The organism is Treponema porcinum, from assembly GCF_900167145.1.
GTDB classification, from domain to species: Bacteria; Spirochaetota; Spirochaetia; order Treponematales; family Treponemataceae; genus Treponema_D; species Treponema_D porcinum.
Genome location: NZ_FUWG01000013.1, coordinates 16,799 through 33,645 on the forward strand (window position 1 = coordinate 16,799; position 16,847 = coordinate 33,645).

Sequence of the window (16,847 nt, forward strand, 5' to 3'; positions counted from 1 at the left end):
ATAATATATGAAAATAGATTTTGAACGTTTTGCAGAAGACTCAATTCAGAAAAATACGCTCCGGCTTTCCTTCTGGGGAACAGCCGTCGTCTGGTTTCTGCTGTTGATTTTCTTTGCGTTTGCTCCGGGTGTTCAAAAAAAAGAAGAATTCAAGACAATTCAGATTACGCTTGACGTTCCGCAGGAAAAACCTGAAGTTCAGAAAACCGATATTGCAAGTCAGGAAACGGCTGCATCAAAAAAAAAGCAGACTTCTCCTTCAAAAAGCGATGCCGCGCAGTCAGCACCTGCGTCCCAGAAAAAGCCGTCTGTACAGCAGCCTGCAAAAACGGCGCAGAAACAGGCGTCTTCTCCGGCGGCGGCAGCTTCACCTAAAACATCGTCGCCGGCACCAGTTGAAGCAAAATCAGCCCCGGCTAAGGCGAAAATTACCTATAAAAAAAGCGTCGACGAACTTCTTGCGGAACAGTCCGGGTCTGCAAAAAGTGCTCAGTGGGATGATTCAGTTTTCGGTGATGATACGGCGGCTGTTTCTTCTTCCAGCACGACAAATTCAACGGCTGTAAATAAAGGCGTTTCCGGAACGTCTGCACTTTCTGGAACGGCAGCATCAGCCGCTCTGGATACGGGAAAAGCAGTTGCAAAAACTGATTCAGCAGTAAAGACAGCTGCAACTTCCGCTACGCAGAATGCGCTCGGAAAAATTGCGGCGGCTACGTATACGATGTCTGCCGGTAACGGAGTAAGTTCTTCCGCTAAAGTAAATGTTGAAAAAAACGGCGACGGTTCTGTTTCCGTGTCGATGACGGACGGCTCTTCAAGAATTTTGCTTGATCCGAAAAAGCCTGTTATATTTATTTCCGAAGAAAATGCTGCCCTTATAGACAGCTCGCGGACTGTTACGGTTTCTTTCAAAGTTCTTGCCGGCGGAAACGTTCCTCTTTCGGGAATTGTTATTTCGCCGTCCTCCCTGCTTCCGATTCAGATTCAATCTGAGATACGGGAACAGATTTCTCAATGGCGTTTTAAGCCGGCTTCTTCCGATGGACAGGCACGCTTTGAGTATAGTATTATAAAAAAATAGGCAGATTCGCTTAAAATCGTTTTACGGTTTTGGCGTTCTTTAATAAAACGGCAGGCAAAATCGCCCTGTCACAGGAGTTGTAGTGTACGTTAAAGGTTTGGGAGAAATAGAAGCAGTTGCATTTGACATTGACGGAACGCTGTATCCTCAGTGGCGGCTTACAGTCCGCGCTCTGTTCAGGTATATAGCACACGGATTTTTCTTTCTGTTCTACGGTTTTGTGCGCAATGAAATGCACGCGCTTCCTCAGCACGATAATTTTCGTCAGGTTCAGGCAAAGAAAATGGCAGGATGGCTCAGGTGTTCGCCGGAAGAAGCGGAGCGCCGCCTGAATGATATTGTCTACAAAGGTCTTGAGCCGTATTTTGAACGGATTGCCTGCTATTCCTATGTGCCTGAAACATTCCGTAAATTAAAGGAAGCCGGTTTCAAGCTTGCGCTGCTGTCTGATTTTCCGCCGGAGCAGAAAGGAGATGTTTGGGGCGTAAGGCAGTATTGCAACGTCGTTCTTGGAACAGAACAGCTTGGTGCATTAAAGCCAGATCCGTATTCCTTTTTGAAAATGGCAGATGAACTTGGCGTTGAACCTTCCAGAATTTTGTACGTGGGAAACAGCCTGAAATATGACGTGCGCGGTTCTCATAATGCAGGAATGAAATGCGCGTATCTTCTTCCGTTCTGGCGCCGGATTTTCAATAAACCTTTAAAAGAAGCGGAGATTTCATTTTCAAACTATCGTCAATTACTGAATATTGTGCTAGAATAGAGAGAACGATACGATTTCGCTGATTAGAAAACGCATTTTTGGGTGGGGATTAAAAAATGTCAGTTATCACTATTATTATCGCTGCGGCTGTTGCAGCCGGAATTTCCTATGCTCTGCATATCTTTGACAAAGAGTCTAATTCTATGGAAAAAGTCAGGAAATACGCGGATAAGCGTCAGTCTGACTTTGATGCCTATTTTCAGGCGCAGGAAAAAAAGCTTTCTGCTGCGCAGACAGAAATTGACTCTCAGCAGATGCGCGCTGCTGCCGCTGTAAAACGTCTTGACCAGCAGATTTCTGATTTTCAAAAAATGACTGATAATTTAAAGTCAGACTCTGAGGCTGTACACAAAATAGAAGAAAGAATTTCTGCATACGATTCTCTTCTGAAAGAACTTCTGCAAATGACGGCGAGTGTTGAAGAAAATCTTGAAAAAGTAAAAAAAGAGTCTGTTATTATTGACCGGCTGAATTCAAAAGTGTCCGAACAGCAGGCGAAGGTAGATACGATTGAAAAGCGAATACCTATGATTTCTCAGGAATTTGCGCAGAAAAACGGCGAGCAGCTTAAAGCTGTTGGAAACCGTCTCCTTTCTGAATACGATGAACGCGGGCAGAAGATAAAGTCAGAATTTGCAAAAGTTGAAGAAAATGCGAAGGAAGCGTTGCAGTCATTCCAGAATGAAATATCCGGCGTTTATGAAATTGCTGCAAAGAAAGCGCAGTCGCTTGAAGATGCGGCATTCGAGCATTTGAGCCGCCAGGCACAGACAAGAAGCGATGCATACATCAAGCAGCTTGAGCAGGCGCATTCGGATTTGGAAAAACAGCTTGCAGAAAAAGTCGCTTCCGTTACTTCTTCACTTGGCGGACGCCTGTCTTCAGTAACCGGCGAAATGGAAGAAAAGCTTTCTGCTGTAAAAGGTTCGCTTGAGGAAAAAATGAAGTCCGTTCAGGAAAAATATGCATCGCTTATAGAAACGACCGGCGGAAAAAGCGATTCGCGCGTGCTTGCGCTTCAGCAGAAAATTGCAGAGAGCGACGAAAAATGCAGGCAGCGCCTGAATGAACTGAACGTAAAATTTGAAGGCGAAGTAGCCGGCATTCACGAAAAATATGAAGCGCAGCTTTCTTCCGTAGACAGCAAAAATGATGAACGCATTTCTGCTCTTGCAGAAAAAATTCAGGCGGCGGACGGAAAGGCTGCCGAAACGTATGCGGCGGCGCTGGAGAAGAACAATCAGAGAATTAGCGAACTCCAGCATAAAGTTGCAGAGGCATTTGAAAAGTGCAAGCAGCAGATTATTTCTTTGAATGATAATTATCAGAAGTCAGTTGCAGAGATAAAAGAAAATTACGAGCAGAAACTTTCTGATATAGATTCTGCCTATGATGAACTTAACCGGAAATATGCTTCTGCTACCGCCGGGCTTTCTCAGCAGATTGAGGCTGTTGAACGTTTATACAGCGAAAAAGAGGGCGGAATTCAGTCTGAAATCTTGCAGAAAATTGATGCGATGTCAGAAAATTATGCAGGCAGAATTGAAGGTTTGAGGCAGGAACTGACGGAGTCGCTTCATGCGGCTGAGCAGAATGCCCGTCAGGTTTCTGACTGTGTAGAACAGAGCCAGAAATCGTTTGAAGATGCAAAAGCACTCCTTGATGAAAAAATCGTTTCTGTTCAGGAACGCTATAACAGTATAATTGCAAGCGAAATTGCAAAGGCGGCAAAAGACGCTGAAAGTACGGTGGACAGAATAAAATCAGATTGTGAAGATGCGATGAAGCGTATTGCGCAGTTTGAGCCTGAGCTTGACGGCAAGATAGACGGAATGAACGACAGGATTGAATCATTTAAGGCTGAAGCTGCTGAAAAAATGCAAAATCTGAATATGGTTCTTGAGCAGTCATCGGAGCGGATAAAACTTGCGTGCGAACAGCAGGAATCAAAGGCGTTAAGCGGAGTTGATGAAAAGCTTTCTGCATATAAGAAAGATTTGGAGTACCGCCTTTCGCAGCTTGAAGCATCCGGAAGCGATGTTGATACGCTTGAGAAAACTCTTCGTGCTGCAATGGACGAAATTTCAAGGCGTGTTATGAATGACTTTGATTTCTTTACGGCGGAGCAGCAGAAAAAACACGAGCAGTTTGCATCGTCAATCAAGTCTGACTCCGAAGTCATTGAGCGTAATTTGCAACTTATAGAGCAGAAAATAGATGAACTTAAGTCAAATGCAATCGGCGCTATGAGCGAGAAGCTTAAAGGCTTTGAGGATGATTTTGACCGCAATCTGAAAACACGCGGCGATGAAATTAACGAGGAACTTTCTTCATGGAAGAGTGCGTTTGACGGAAAAATGACTTCCATTACGAATGAATTTATAGATGAACGCCGCGCTATTGAAACTGAGTACAATGATAATCTGCGTGAAAAACTTGCCGCACTTCAGGAAAAAAATGAAGAACAGCAAAATCGTGTTGAAATTCAGATTGCACAGGCGCAGAATTCAGTTCAAAATCAGATTAATGATATAAAATCTTCGGTTTCATCTTTTATGGCAGATATGAAAGATAAAATCTCTGCATCAGATTCCAGAACCGACGAATTTTTGAAGGAAACTGCTGAAAAAACGCAGAGTGCCGTTGCCGAACAGCTTGAAAAGGTAAAGTCGGAACTTATGGCAGACCTTCAGAAGTTTGAAGAAATCGTGCAGTCCCGCCAGGAAACAGGAACGTCATCCATTGATGCGGCTCTGGGTGAGTTCAATACGTGGAAACAGCAGCTGAAACACCAGCTTGATGAGTCAAAAGATCTTTTTGCGCAGGAACTTTCAGGATTGAAGGAACTTGCAATGAACAAGGTAAGCGATGCACAGAATTATCTTGATACTGAATACCGGCAGTTTATTGATCAGGCGGCAAAAAAAGTTTCCGAACTTAACGGGCACGCTGATGAGTCGCTTAGTAATTATGAGTCCCGCTCTAATGAGGTTGTTCAGCAGCTTCAGAAAATGTACGAGCAGATGCTTAATGATACGGAAGAACGCGTGCGTATGCAGAATACAGAGGCTTCCCGAAAACTTCAGGAACTGAACGCAGAAATTCAGAGTGTTTCTGAGAAAAACAGAAATGACCAGTCTGCTTTTGTTATGAAGATGCAGGGCGATTCAAATGCAATGCAGACTCAGATGAGCGAACTTGGAAAAGAACTTCAGGCTATAAAAACTCAGCTGTCAGTTTACGAGAAAGCCGAACAGATGAAAAAGCAGCTTGATGAAAAAATCGGCGGTCTGGAAGAAGATTTTGCGCGTCTTGAAAAGTTTAAGGCTGCTGCACTTGATTTAACCGGTCAGTACAACCAGATTCTTAGAATGAAAGATGAAGTTGAAAAACAGATTGGCAAATTTGAGGAAGATCAGACAAAAGTCGATACAATCGGACAGAAGTATGACAGGCTGATTACCTTGTCAAGTTCTATAGACGATAAAATCGACGGTCTTAATACAACGTATGACGAACTACAGAATATGGAAATTCAGGTTCGTGATTTTCAGGAAAATCTTGCAAATATTTCCGGCAGATATGACCGTCTGGAGCAGAAACAGGAAGTTATTGATCGCGTTATGAAGGACGTAAATACGTCTTTTGAAAATCTGAAAAATCTTGAAGACAGGTTAAAAGTCTGTTCCAGCAAGGCAGAAACGCTGCCTGATGAAATACGCGATGTTCAGCGAAATGTGGACGAACTTTTGAAAAACGGACCGAAAATCGGTGAAGCGGCGCAGAGACTGTCTTCACTTCAGGATTTGCTGAAAGATGCAGAAACTCGTATGGAAGAAATTAATTCTACACGGCAGGGAATTGGAAGAAGCGAACAGCGGCTTCTGGAACTGTCAAAAGAAGTTGATTCTAAATTCGAGCAGCTGGCAATACTGACGCGTGAGGATGTTGCAAAAAATCCGCCGGCAGATAATTCTCATATTACGCCGCAGCAGAGGGATCTCGTTCGCCAGCTGCGCCGGCAGGGCTGGGGAATCAATGAAATTGCAAAGAGCCTTAAGAGAACGCCTGCAGAAATTGAGCTGATTCTTGAACTTCCAAACGAATAGTTATGAATATCAAGGCATTTGTAAAAAAGGAGATTGTCTTTTGTGTTTCGGTATTTCTGGCAGTTGCTTCTTCTCTGATAACTTGTCCAACAGCACGGATGATGTTGTCATTTTGTGACTGGCGCGTAATTGTACTTCTATTCAGTCTTATGCTGGTGATTCAGGCATTTAAGTCTGAAAATGTGCTTGATAATGCTGCTGTCTGGATTCTGCGTTTATGTCCGTCTGTTCGTTCATTGTATTTTTCTTTTACGTTTCTTGTATTCTTCAGCTCAATGGCGGTTACAAATGACGTTGCGCTTTTGACATTCGTTCCTCTTTCTATTCTCGTATGTAAGATGGCGGATATTCCATCTGTTATGCTTGTAATTTTGGAGACAGTTGCAGCAAATCTTGGCTCCTGTGTAACTCCTATGGGAAATCCGCAGAATCTTTTTCTGTATTCATTTTACTCTATTCCTGTTGTAGATTTTTTCAAGACAACTCTTGTTATTGCAATTCCGTCTTTTATTTTGCTTTTTGTCTCGGTGATTCTTATTACTGCCGGTGAAAAAAATAAGCCGTTCTTTTTTAGCAAAAATGATTTTTCATTTCATCCGGTACGGAGGGTAAGAACATCTGTGTATTCTGTCGTTATGCTTGTTATTTTGCTTTCCGTGTTTCGTATTATTGATTACCGAATTGGTTTTATTTTTACTCTTATTTCAATTCTATTATGTAACAGGCATCTTTTAAAAAAAGTTGATTACTGTCTGCTTATGACATTCTGCGCATTTTTTGTTTTTACTAAAAACTGCACGTCTGTTCCGGGACTTTCCAGTACAATTTCTTCTGTACTGAAAAGTCCCGGAGTTGTGTTTGGAGTAAGTATTGCTGCAAGTCAAGTTATAAGTAACGTTCCGGCTGCTCTTTTGCTTTCTAATTTTACGGAAGAAACACATGCACTTCTTCTTGGAGTTAATGCAGGCGGATTAGGCACTCTTATTGCATCTCTTGCAAGCGTAATTTCATATAAATTGTATAATTCAGAGAATCCGAATACTTCCGGAATATATCTTCTTAAGTTTACTGTTGTTAATATTATCTTCATGATTCTGCTGATACCGCTCTGTCTTCTGTTTGTAAATCGTTGATTCCGTCTGCACAATATAAAACAGCAGTGTGTTTCTGAAAAATACTTATTGAATATCAGAACAAAAGCTACGTTTCAGACTGCATGAAATTTGAAAATGTCTTTCTATATTGTATCGCTTCAGCAATGTGCTGCTGTTTTATTTCTGCAGAAAGTTCCATATCGGCGATTGTCCTTCCGATTTTCAGAATGCTTGCCGTAGCACGCGGTGAAAATCCGTATCTGTTCTGCGCCTTTGTAAGCAGCATTCTTGTAGCCTCATCTATTTTGCAAAATGAAGCAGTTTCCGCCGGTGTAAGGCAGGCATTTTTCTTTGCCTGACGGTGGCGCTGGGTTTTTACTGCATTTGCAATTCCTATGCGCAGCAGTTCCGTTGTAAGCGGCGGTTCCTGTGCAGAAGAAGCCTCTGTTCCATCGCTTTCGTTTTTAACTGAAACACGTATATCGATTCTATCAAGAAGCGGCGCAGAAAATTTCTTCCAGTACATTTCAATTGCCCTGCTGCTGCACAGGCACATTTTTGTGTCCGAACCGAAATTTCCGCAGGGACACGGATTTGCTGCCATAAGCAGCTGAAAACGTGCCGGAAATTGCGTTGAACGTCCTGCACGTGCCAGGGTTATTCGCCCGGTTTCAAGAGGAACGCGAAGCATCTGCAATACCGACGTCTTGAATTCAGCCGCTTCGTCTAAAAACAGTACGCCGTTGTGCGCAAGGGATATTTCTCCGGGACGGCAGTTTATTCCGCCGCCACACATTCCTTCTATTGAAGCGGTTTGATGCGGCATTCTGAACGGCGGAGTACGCACAAGCGGCTGTGCAGGATGCAAAAGTCCTGCCAGTGACATAATTCTTGTAACGGGCTGTGCTTCTTCCGGCGTAAGGAGCGGCAGCAATGCAGGAAATTTCTGCATTGCCATAGTTTTTCCGCAACCGGGAGAACCGATTGCAACAACGTTGTGACCGCCTGCCGCCGCTATCTGAAGTCCGCGGATAAGCTGCCTTTGTCCGCGTATGTCTCCGAATTCATAGCCGTCCGTAATGCGCGGAAATAAAATTCCGTTTGTTTCAACGGCGTTTTTGTCAAAAATCTGTTTTGTTCCGGAAAAATGAGCGGCAGCTTCCGTAAAATTTTCAGGACTGCTCATTGCCGCAAACGCTTCTTCAAGCGTATCTGCACCAAAGACTTTCATTCCGTTTACTTCACGCGCTTCTTCCGCGTTTGCGGCCGGTACTATACAGCGGAATATTCCTCCTGCCGCCGCTGTTGCTGCCGCCGCGTGAACTCCGCGTACTGCGCGTATTTTCCCGGAAAGTTCAAGTTCTCCCATAATAAGAACAGGCGCAGAATCTCTTTCTCCTGCATCTGCACCGTTTCCTTTGTTTGCTTCGTTTGCGGCAAGCACGCCGAGTGCAATAGGAAGGTCAAAACCTGCGCCTTCTTTTTTCAAGTCAGCAGGGGAAAGGCTTATAAGTACGCGTTCAATTGGAAAATCAAGCCCTGAATTCCGTATTGCTGCCTGCATCCGCTCCCTTGATTCCTTTACGGCATTGTCCGCAAGTCCTACAATATCAATGGCTGGAATTCCGCGCCGTAAATCAACTTCTACAGTAACAAGTGCACCTTCGTAACCGAATGGTGAAAAAGAATAAATCTGCATTTTTGCCTCCACACATATATATCGAAGTCAGTGCTGAAAAAAGGCAAAAAATGCAGGAAAAATCTGAAAAAATTATCTTGAAGAACGTGCTTTTTCCAGTGCAGGCAGAAGTTCATCGTAGTAAAAACGATTTTCAATCTTCTTGCCGCCACAGGTAATGCCAGGATGCCTGTCAGCACGCACTTTTTCACCGTGAAAATCGCTTCCGGCAGTGACAAAAAGTCCGTTCCGGCGTGCCATCTCTTCAAGCCTCAGACATTCCGTTACACGCGCACCGGGATGAAACGCCTCTATTCCTGCAATGCCGCGTTCTTTAAAATCCTGAAGGACAGGCTCAAGTTTTGTCCAGGAAAGATAAAGCGAAAGCGGATGGGCAAGTACCGGTATTCCGCCGCTTTTGTAAATTGCTTCTATAGAGTCGTCTAAATCTGCGCCGACCCTCTCTACGAACCACGGGCGTCCGCGCGCAAGATATTTATCGAATGCGTCCTGCCGGTGCTTTACGATGCCGTGCTTTTCAAGCCAGGCTGCAAAATGAGGTCTTCCCAAAACATAACAGGAAAATTCGTTTTGCAAATCTTCCATTGTAATTTCAATTCCGCCGGCATTCATAAGGCTTATCATCTGTTCATTCCGTTCATTCCGGCTTTTTTGCAGAGAGCTGATTATCTTTTTCAGTTCAGGAGAAATTTCCTGAAGTCCAAGTCCAAGAAGGTGACATTCACAGTTCGGGCGTTCGATGTTCAGTTCTATTCCGCGAACGAACGTAATGCCGTATTTTTTTGCTTCAAATTCTCCTTCTTCAAGACCGTCTACAGTGTCGTGATCAGTTATTGCGATGACTTCTATATTTTTGTCCGCTGCTTTTTTAATAAACTCGGCAGGTGTATACTGTCCGTCAGAAAAAAGTGTGTGTATATGCAAATCTATCATAGAAAAACCATAGCACAAAAAAAATATTTGTGATATAATAAAAAACATAAAAGTCAGGGGGACTTTGAATGCCTAGATTCATGCAGTACACAAAGGGTTCAATTCCTTACTTTGCAGGAGACCAGGATGACAGGGTCTTTATTCTACAGAAAGGGATTGTAATTCTTACTAGTGTAGATATTGAGACCGGTAGCTCAGTGACTGATCAGGTGAAGCCTGGTGAATTTTTTGGCGTAAAATCTGCTTTAGGACATTTTCCTCGGGAAGAAACTGTAACGGTTCTTTCTGAAGCATCAGTTGTTGTCCTGACTGTAGTTGAATTTGAAAAATTGTTCAGCGGGAATAAGCAGCTTATTATGAAAATGCTTCGCGTATTTTCTAATCAGCTGCGGCAGATTCATAGAAAAATAGGCACTATCCTTAACGTAATTCCTGAAGATCAAACGACAGGAATGCTGGAGGTTGCCCAGAGTTTTTATGATGACGAGCAGTTCCGTTCCTGCTGTGATGTGTGCCTGAAAATTCTAAAAAGATTTCCTCGGTCACATATAAAGGACAAAGTTGCAAAGCTGTATGAAGATGCGCGTATCCGAAATGAAAAAATGTCGGCTCGTGTGTCTTTTGATGAAGTTTCTTCTGATACTTCAGACGGTTCTGCAAGTTGTTTTGATCTTCCTGCGTTTGAGCGTTTTGCGAAAACGTATGAGCCGGGACAGGTTATTATCTCTGAATTTGAGCCTGGAGATGCTTTTTATCTTATACAGACTGGAACTGTTCAGTTGATAAAATGTGTAAACGGAACGAAGAAAAACCTTGATATATTGAAAATGGGTGAGTTCTTCGGTGAAATGGCAATTCTTGACAATTCGCCGCGTTCTGCTACGTGTATGGCAAAGACGCGCGTGAAATGCCTTGAGTTCAGCAAAGAGAATTTTGAAGTTCTTATGACCGGAAATCCGCAGCTTGCGCTTAATTTGCTTAAGCTGTTCTGCAAGCGGATTTATGATCAGAAACGGCGTTTCAGAATTCTTGTTATAAAAGACCCTCAGGCGCGTCTGGCAAATGTATTCATTATGCTTAATGAAATGTATCCAAGCGCGAATCCTGACAGCCGCATCTGTAAGTTTAATGTAACTGTTGCAGATGTTGCACAGTGGGCTGGTCTTTCTCAGGATGTTACAAGAACGGAAATCAACCGTTTTGTTGAAAAACGGCGGATTGAAGTTTTTGATAATTATATTATCGTTTCCAATATCTCTGATATGAAACGAATTGCACGTGCTGCCGAAGTGGCACAGCATTAATTTTTTGCCAACTTAGCTCACCTGGTAGAGCAGCGCCCTCGTAACGCGCAGGTACTCGGTTCAAGTCCGGGAGTTGGCTCTAAAACGGCGGATACGTAATGTGTCCGCCGTTTTTTTTATGCGGAGGTTCTGTATGGAACGTAAAAAATGGTTTGAAACGGTGGATTTTTATGCGCTCACAGGATTGGTATGCCTTTGGGTGTCGTCCTGGCTTTTGATGTATCCGCACAGAATGCTTGTGGAAGTTCCGCTTTTTAATTCAGTATGGGGCGCATTTTTTAAGGCTTTCGGAGTTTCTGCAAAACATAATGCAGGCGTTCAGCAGCAGCCGGATTTACTGTGCGGAATTTCCGCCCTTGTTGTTATGACTATTATGCAGCTTCGCGGAATTTTCCGTGTGACGCTTTTTGACGGCGTTTCTTCCGGCGAAAACCAGAATCACCGGGCGCTGAAAATTGTCCTTAATCTTCTGAGCATAACCGTTCATACGCTGTTTTTTACAATGATTATAAAAGTATTTCTCTTCCCTGAAACGGGAATGTCCGCCTTTCCTTCTATCGAAAGAATGAAAACTGATTTTTTCCTTACGCTTTTTTCAGTTTTCTGCATTGCAGGAATGATTTTTAGCGTTCAGTCCATTGCAAAACTGCTTTTTGTCCTTCTTGTGGCTGTGGGAATTTTCAGGAATATTTCCGTTGTGAGCAGTTTTATGGGTGTGACGGGTTTTGCCGCCATTCTTTTTGCTGCTGCCGGTTTTTACCTTGAATTCTGTACGGACGGATTTAATGCGGAAAAGCTGCGCGTAGATTTTTACGTGCTTTCGGGAAAATATGATGCACTTTTGAAAGAGGCGCAGGATGAAGCTGGACGGCTTTCTTCGCTTGCCGGAAAAAATAAAAAAAACTTTCTTGACGGGAGAAACGTATGACGGAACGAAAATCGCAGGTTTTTATCTGCATGCTGGCGGCTGTTTTTGTCCTTGTTCCGGTTTTTGTAATAAAGAAAACGGTTGACTTGCAGAGCGGCTGGAATGGTCTTGCCTGGGAAAGTACGCAGGACGAAGTGAAAGAATGGGTCAAAAAAAATAACACGAATTATTCTTATTCGCCGTGCAGTCAGAGTCATTTTGACGTATCGTGCTTTAAGCTTTCGTGGAAAAATACGGAACATTCTCCGTTTGAATACATTGAATTTCAATTTAAGGACGGACTTCTATGCGCGGTAATTGAAACCGGAAAACCAGTTTTTTCTGATCCTGCGGTTTCTCTTGGATTGGGAAGTCCTGAATCAGGCAGGGATCTTCGTTATTTTTTTCAGAAAGAAAAAGGAATAAAATATAAGTATACGGAACGTGTGTTCTATTATACGCCGACCGAAAAACGGAAGTCTTCTGGAAAATATCAGGCTGTCTGCCGGCTTGTTCGTAACATTCCGTCAGATCCGTCGTTTGCAGACGAAAACGTATTGTTCCGCCTGACAACAGTTTCCTGTAAAAACACATCTTTTGATATTTTCGAAAATGTTTTTTTCCCGCCTTTTGTGCCGTAAAGGCAATAAAATGACGGACGAGAAATAATTTTTTCAGATTACTGATTTTTTTCTGCAAAAACTGCACTTTTTTTTCATTCTGCTTCGATTATACATTGGAGGATTTTTAGAAAACTATTCGGAGCAAAGAATGAGGATACTTTTTGTCTTTTCAGATTATCTTTTGGACTGGTACGGTGGCTTTTCTTCCGTGCTGTTTGATTTTATTTCAGAACTTCGCCGGCGGTGCGATGTAAGGTGCGTATTTCTGGCATATAAACACCGTAACGTTTCTTTTCCGCCGGGAATTGTAGATGCCGTTTTTTCTCCTGAATGCGTGTTTGAGGCGTTTTCCACCGATGCGCGGATTTTGGAGTGTGCTGCTTCTGTCCGTGCCGGCTGCGATGAATTTGTGCGTACGTTTATGCCGGATATCATCCATTGCAATGACAGGCAGAGTTTTCTTCCGTTCCGGTTTGACAGGCACGTTCTGTATTCTTCCCGAATGATTTTTCAGGACAGTGTTTTATCTTCTGTCATTACCGACATAGATTTTTATGAGGAAAAACTTGAACGGTGCGCGGTAGGGAATTGCGATGTTCTGTGCGTGAGTTCTCCGGCGGCGGCAAATCTTGCGGAACGTCTTTCCGGCGGACAGTGCGTTCCTGTTGTAGTTCCGCCCGGAATTTCATACGGAAAAAGTGCATTGTACAGAACCGGCTGTGAGTCTGAATGCCTGTATGTTGGGCAGAAAGAGTTTTACGGCGGAAGCAGTTCTGGCAGGAAAAAAATAAATTCCGTGAAGAAGAATTCAGGCAGTGGACGGACGGTTCATGTGGGCTTTTTCTGCGGAAACGGCGGTTCTGGTTTGGCAGAGCGTTTTGTGTCTGCGGTAAGGCGTTTGGGCGGAGATTTTAAACGGCAGTATAAGCCAGAATATTTTTTATACGCTGTATATGGAACTTCGGAGAAAACTCACCCTTTGCTTTATGATTTTCCGCATTTTGATGACGTTACTGTAATCCAGAATGATTTTTCGGAAGACGCGTACGGTCATTCTGATATTGCGGTTATTTCTTCTGCCTGTTCTCCTCTTGATGCCGCCGGTCTTTTTGCGATGAGAACTGGGTGTCTTGTGCTTATCCTTTCCGGCGGTGAATTGCCTTTGTATGCAAAACCCGGCTGGAACTGCATTCTGGTTACGGATGATGCCGGAGCGCTTTCGGAAACCGTAAGGGATGCCGTGCAGAACTTTGAAAAATACCGTTTTGTCAGGGAGAATGCAGTCCGTACGGCATTATTCTGGTCTGTGGAGCGCAGTGCTTCTGCACAGCATTTTGTGTACAGACAGCTTTATCTTGACAGGGTTTCGTTTTTGAATTCAGCGTATCGCGCGGAGGAACGTATGCTTCTGGAAAAGTACCGCCGTTCTGACGATGCAGAAAAGGCAATTTGCGCTCAGAGGGAGCTTTTTCTTTGTTCCGGGATTGTCGATTTTCTTCTAAAACAACGTAAGTACAGGAAAATTCTTCTCCTTACCGGTGCCTGTTCTCCGGAAAAGGTTCAGTTTCCTTCGCAGGTGGAAAGTTTTTCTGTCCTTAATGAAAGCGATTATGGTTTTGTAGTGCGCCCGGAATGCCTGCCTTTTGATGACGGAGAATTTGACGCCGTCGTTTCTGCCGGAAGCTGGGAAACGGTGATTGAGCCGTGCGGCGCACTTGTTGAAATGCAGCGCGTGGGGAGGAAAACTGTCGTCATTCTGTACAATTCTGGCTGTCCTCATTCCTGGCAGACATTCCGTATGGATGATGAAAAAGATTTTTCCGTTCTTTCAGGCACTGGCTGGGAGATGGTTTCTGCTCCGCCGGATATTTCTTGTATTGCAGGTGATTTATACCGTCCTGTTGTTTTTGAAGAAAAATCGTCCGTTTCTTGTTTTCATAATGCGGAATTTCAGTCCGAAACGCAATGAAGTGAAACGCAATTGTACATTATTCAGTTTTGTGGTATGTTTTCAGTTATATCTAAATGACGCATTCCAGCGTTTATATAGGAGTTTTTATGGCAAACGATACACACAAGTGTACATTGGACAAAATCATCAGTCTTTGCAAAAGACGCGGTTTTGTTTATCAGTCCTCAGAAATTTACGGAGGTCAGGCAGGAGCGTGGGATTACGGTCCGTTAGGCGTTGACTTCAAGAGAAATATTCAGAATGCGTGGTGGAAAGAAATGACGCAGCTGCACGATGACGTAGTAGGTCTTGACGGCGCTATTTTTATGCACCACACCACTTGGGAGGCTTCAGGTCATGTTGGTCATTTTTCTGATCCGATGATTGACTGTATGGAATGTAAGGCGCGTTTCCGGGCAGACCAGCTTATCGAGGATTACTGTGCTTCTCACAATGAAAATACGGAAAAGCCGGTTGATACGATGAGTCACGAGGAAATGAAAGCCTTTATCGACGGAAAAATCAACTGTCCTACTTGCGGCAAACATTCCTGGACTGACGTACGCGAATTCAACCTTATGTTCAAGACTCATCTTGGACCTGTTGCAACAGATTCGTCCCTTGTTTACCTTCGCCCTGAAACCTGCCAGTCAATTTTCGTAGACTTTAAGAACATAGTTCAGTCTAACCGTATGAAAGTACCGTTCGGCGTTGCTCAGGTAGGAAAATCTTTCCGCAATGAGATTATTTTCAAAAACTTTATTTTCCGTACCTGCGAATTCGAGCAGATGGAAATGGAATACTTCTGCAAGCCGGGCACTGAGGACGAAACGTTTGAGCGCTGGCGTAAAGACCGCTGGAATTTCTACCTGAAATACGGTATTTCCGAAAAAAATCTTAAGTGGCATCATCACGACAAGCTTGCGCACTATGCAAAGGATGCGTACGACGTTACTTACAATTTCCCGATTGGATTTGAGGAAATTGAGGGTATTCACAGCCGTACGGACTTTGACCTTTCGCAGCATATGAAATATTCCAAGAAAGATATGAACTATATCGATCAGGAAGACGGAAACAAGCGCTATGTTCCGTACGTTATCGAAACGTCTGCCGGATTGAACCGCAATTTCCTTATGTTCCTGTGCGAAGCATACGAAGAACAGAATGTTGCGCCTGCCGGTGAGCCGGAAGATTACCGTACTGTCCTTCACCTTGATCCGCGTCTTGCACCGATTACAGTTGCCGTTCTTCCGCTTATGAAGAAAGACGGTCTTGCAGAACTTGCAAAGGAAATTCAGCACGAACTGAAAGAAGATTTTGTAACTGACTACGATGTTTCCGGCACAATCGGAAAACGCTACCGCCGTCAGGATGAAGTCGGAACTCCGTTCTGCGTTACTATTGACCACGATACGCTGGAGAATGGTACTGTAACAATCCGCTTCCGCGATTCTATGGAGCAGATACGTGTGAACCGCGCTGATCTTGTTTCCGAACTTCAGAAAGCAATAAAATCATACAAACCGGTTGAGAAAAAAGACTAAACGCATTTTGGGCAGAAAATATACATTTCCTGCCCTGCTGTATTTTAAATTAAGGAAAGTATGGAATACGTCAGACTTGGAAAATCGAACCTTATGATTAGCCGTGTGGCTATGGGCGCAATGTCCCTTTCAAAAATCGGAGATGAGGAGTCTGCGGTAGCGCTTGTCCGCACTGCATATCAGCAGGGAATAAATTTTTTCGATACGTCACGAAACTGCGAAGGCTGTGAAAAACTGCTCGGCGATGCTGTAGGCGACATCCGTGCAAGCGTCGTCCTTGCGTCAAAGACAAGCGGGCAGAGCGGTGCAGAAATTTTGAGCGATCTGGAAACGAGCCTTGCCGTTATGCATACGGATTACATTGATTTGTACCAGTATGAATCTGACGGTTTTCTGCCGGAAAAAGACTCGCCGGACGGCATATACAATGCTTTTTTGCGAATGAAGGAAACTGGAAAAATCAAGGCAATCGGCCTTGCAACGCAGGAACTTGACATTGCGGAAAAAGCGATTTATTCCGGGCTGTATGATACAATTCAGTTTCCGTTGAGTATGCTGAGTGCAGACGCATCTATTGCGCTTGTAAAACTGTGCGAGGAAAATGACGTCGGTTTTGTTGCAATGCAGCCGCTGTGCGGCGGACTTGTAGAGAACATTCCGCTTGCATTCGGATTTCTTCATCAGTATGAGAATGTCATTCCTTTATGGGGCGTACAAACGAACGAGGAACTGGAGCAGATTTTGTATTTTAACGAGCATCCGCCTGTCGTTGATGAAAAATTCCACGAAGACGTTGAGCGTATAAGAATGTTCTTCAACTGATTTCAGAC

Annotated in this window: 12 protein-coding genes and 1 tRNA gene; 11 read left to right on the top strand and 2 right to left on the bottom strand. The window is 43.8% G+C overall.

The genetic code is table 11. The features are described 5' to 3' along the window. Window positions 1–7 precede the first annotated feature (7 nt). From B5D55_RS08705 to B5D55_RS08720, 4 genes are all read left to right on the top strand, one after another. Window positions 8–1,084 carry a hypothetical protein gene (locus B5D55_RS08705; protein WP_078933627.1) on the top strand — a complete coding sequence of 359 codons (1,077 nt, stop codon included), beginning with the start codon at window positions 8–10 and terminating at the stop codon, window positions 1,082–1,084. 82 nt (window positions 1,085–1,166) lie between these two features. Beyond that, window positions 1,167–1,850, top strand: coding sequence for an HAD family hydrolase (locus B5D55_RS08710; RefSeq protein ID WP_078933628.1), 684 nt, complete (start codon window positions 1,167–1,169; stop codon window positions 1,848–1,850). Window positions 1,851–1,906: 56 nt separating this feature from the next. Next, entirely contained in the window at window positions 1,907–5,959 is a 4,053-nt protein-coding gene (locus tag B5D55_RS08715) for a SpiroCoCo family coiled-coil protein (RefSeq protein WP_078933629.1), read from the top strand. Between the two features lie 2 nt (window positions 5,960–5,961). Then, entirely contained in the window at window positions 5,962–7,092 is a 1,131-nt protein-coding gene (locus tag B5D55_RS08720; RefSeq protein WP_078933630.1) for an SLC13 family permease, read from the top strand. 67 nt (window positions 7,093–7,159) lie between these two features. Here B5D55_RS08720 and B5D55_RS08725 read toward each other — a convergent pair whose 3' ends face one another. Together B5D55_RS08725 and B5D55_RS08730 are read right to left on the bottom strand one after the other, a co-directional pair. Then, window positions 7,160–8,752, bottom strand: coding sequence for a YifB family Mg chelatase-like AAA ATPase (locus B5D55_RS08725; RefSeq protein WP_078933631.1), 1,593 nt, complete (start codon window positions 8,750–8,752; stop codon window positions 7,160–7,162). 72 nt (window positions 8,753–8,824) lie between these two features. Continuing rightward, window positions 8,825–9,685 carry a PHP domain-containing protein gene (locus B5D55_RS08730; RefSeq protein WP_078933632.1) on the bottom strand — a complete coding sequence of 287 codons (861 nt, stop codon included), beginning with the start codon at window positions 9,683–9,685 and terminating at the stop codon, window positions 8,825–8,827. 68 nt (window positions 9,686–9,753) lie between these two features. Here B5D55_RS08730 and B5D55_RS08735 point away from each other — a divergent pair, with 68 nt between their 5' ends. From B5D55_RS08735 to B5D55_RS08765, 7 genes are all read left to right on the top strand, one after another. Then, window positions 9,754–10,989 (top strand): Crp/Fnr family transcriptional regulator, encoded by a 1,236-nt coding sequence (locus tag B5D55_RS08735; protein WP_078933633.1) that lies wholly within the window; start codon window positions 9,754–9,756, stop codon window positions 10,987–10,989. A 6-nt stretch (window positions 10,990–10,995) separates the two neighbouring features. Next, window positions 10,996–11,068 (top strand) — tRNA-Thr (locus B5D55_RS08740). 54 nt (window positions 11,069–11,122) lie between these two features. Further along, the gene (locus tag B5D55_RS08745; RefSeq protein ID WP_078933634.1) at window positions 11,123–11,917 is read left to right on the top strand and encodes a hypothetical protein; all 795 of its coding nucleotides are present in this window, start codon (window positions 11,123–11,125) and stop codon (window positions 11,915–11,917) included. Beyond that, on the top strand, window positions 11,914–12,537 hold the full coding sequence (locus tag B5D55_RS08750; protein ID WP_078933635.1) for a hypothetical protein: 624 nt from the start codon (window positions 11,914–11,916) through the stop codon (window positions 12,535–12,537). The genes B5D55_RS08745 and B5D55_RS08750 overlap by 4 nt, the downstream gene beginning before the upstream one ends. A gap of 130 nt (window positions 12,538–12,667) precedes the next feature. Then, window positions 12,668–14,488 carry a hypothetical protein gene (locus B5D55_RS08755; RefSeq protein ID WP_078933636.1) on the top strand — a complete coding sequence of 607 codons (1,821 nt, stop codon included), beginning with the start codon at window positions 12,668–12,670 and terminating at the stop codon, window positions 14,486–14,488. Window positions 14,489–14,577: 89 nt separating this feature from the next. Beyond that, window positions 14,578–16,017: a glycine--tRNA ligase gene (locus tag B5D55_RS08760; RefSeq protein WP_078933703.1), complete on the top strand. Its 1,440-nt coding sequence runs from the start codon at window positions 14,578–14,580 to the stop codon at window positions 16,015–16,017. Window positions 16,018–16,077: 60 nt separating this feature from the next. Then, window positions 16,078–16,839 carry an aldo/keto reductase gene (locus B5D55_RS08765; RefSeq protein ID WP_078933637.1) on the top strand — a complete coding sequence of 254 codons (762 nt, stop codon included), beginning with the start codon at window positions 16,078–16,080 and terminating at the stop codon, window positions 16,837–16,839. Window positions 16,840–16,847 lie beyond the last annotated feature (8 nt).

Excerpts from the sequence above, each read along its gene's own strand:
- B5D55_RS08705 (WP_078933627.1), top strand. The coding sequence starts at position 8 with ATGAAAATAGATTTTGAACGTTTTGCAGAAGACTCAATTCAGAAAAAT.
- B5D55_RS08715 (WP_078933629.1), top strand. The coding sequence starts at position 1,907 with ATGTCAGTTATCACTATTATTATCGCTGCGGCTGTTGCAGCCGGAATT.
- B5D55_RS08720 (WP_078933630.1), top strand. The coding sequence starts at position 5,962 with ATGAATATCAAGGCATTTGTAAAAAAGGAGATTGTCTTTTGTGTTTCG.
- B5D55_RS08725 (WP_078933631.1), bottom strand. The coding sequence starts at position 8,752 with ATGCAGATTTATTCTTTTTCACCATTCGGTTACGAAGGTGCACTTGTT.
- B5D55_RS08730 (WP_078933632.1), bottom strand. The coding sequence starts at position 9,685 with ATGATAGATTTGCATATACACACACTTTTTTCTGACGGACAGTATACA.
- B5D55_RS08735 (WP_078933633.1), top strand. The coding sequence starts at position 9,754 with ATGCCTAGATTCATGCAGTACACAAAGGGTTCAATTCCTTACTTTGCA.
- B5D55_RS08745 (WP_078933634.1), top strand. The coding sequence starts at position 11,123 with ATGGAACGTAAAAAATGGTTTGAAACGGTGGATTTTTATGCGCTCACA.
- B5D55_RS08750 (WP_078933635.1), top strand. The coding sequence starts at position 11,914 with ATGACGGAACGAAAATCGCAGGTTTTTATCTGCATGCTGGCGGCTGTT.
- B5D55_RS08755 (WP_078933636.1), top strand. The coding sequence starts at position 12,668 with ATGAGGATACTTTTTGTCTTTTCAGATTATCTTTTGGACTGGTACGGT.
- B5D55_RS08760 (WP_078933703.1), top strand. The coding sequence starts at position 14,578 with ATGGCAAACGATACACACAAGTGTACATTGGACAAAATCATCAGTCTT.
- B5D55_RS08765 (WP_078933637.1), top strand. The coding sequence starts at position 16,078 with ATGGAATACGTCAGACTTGGAAAATCGAACCTTATGATTAGCCGTGTG.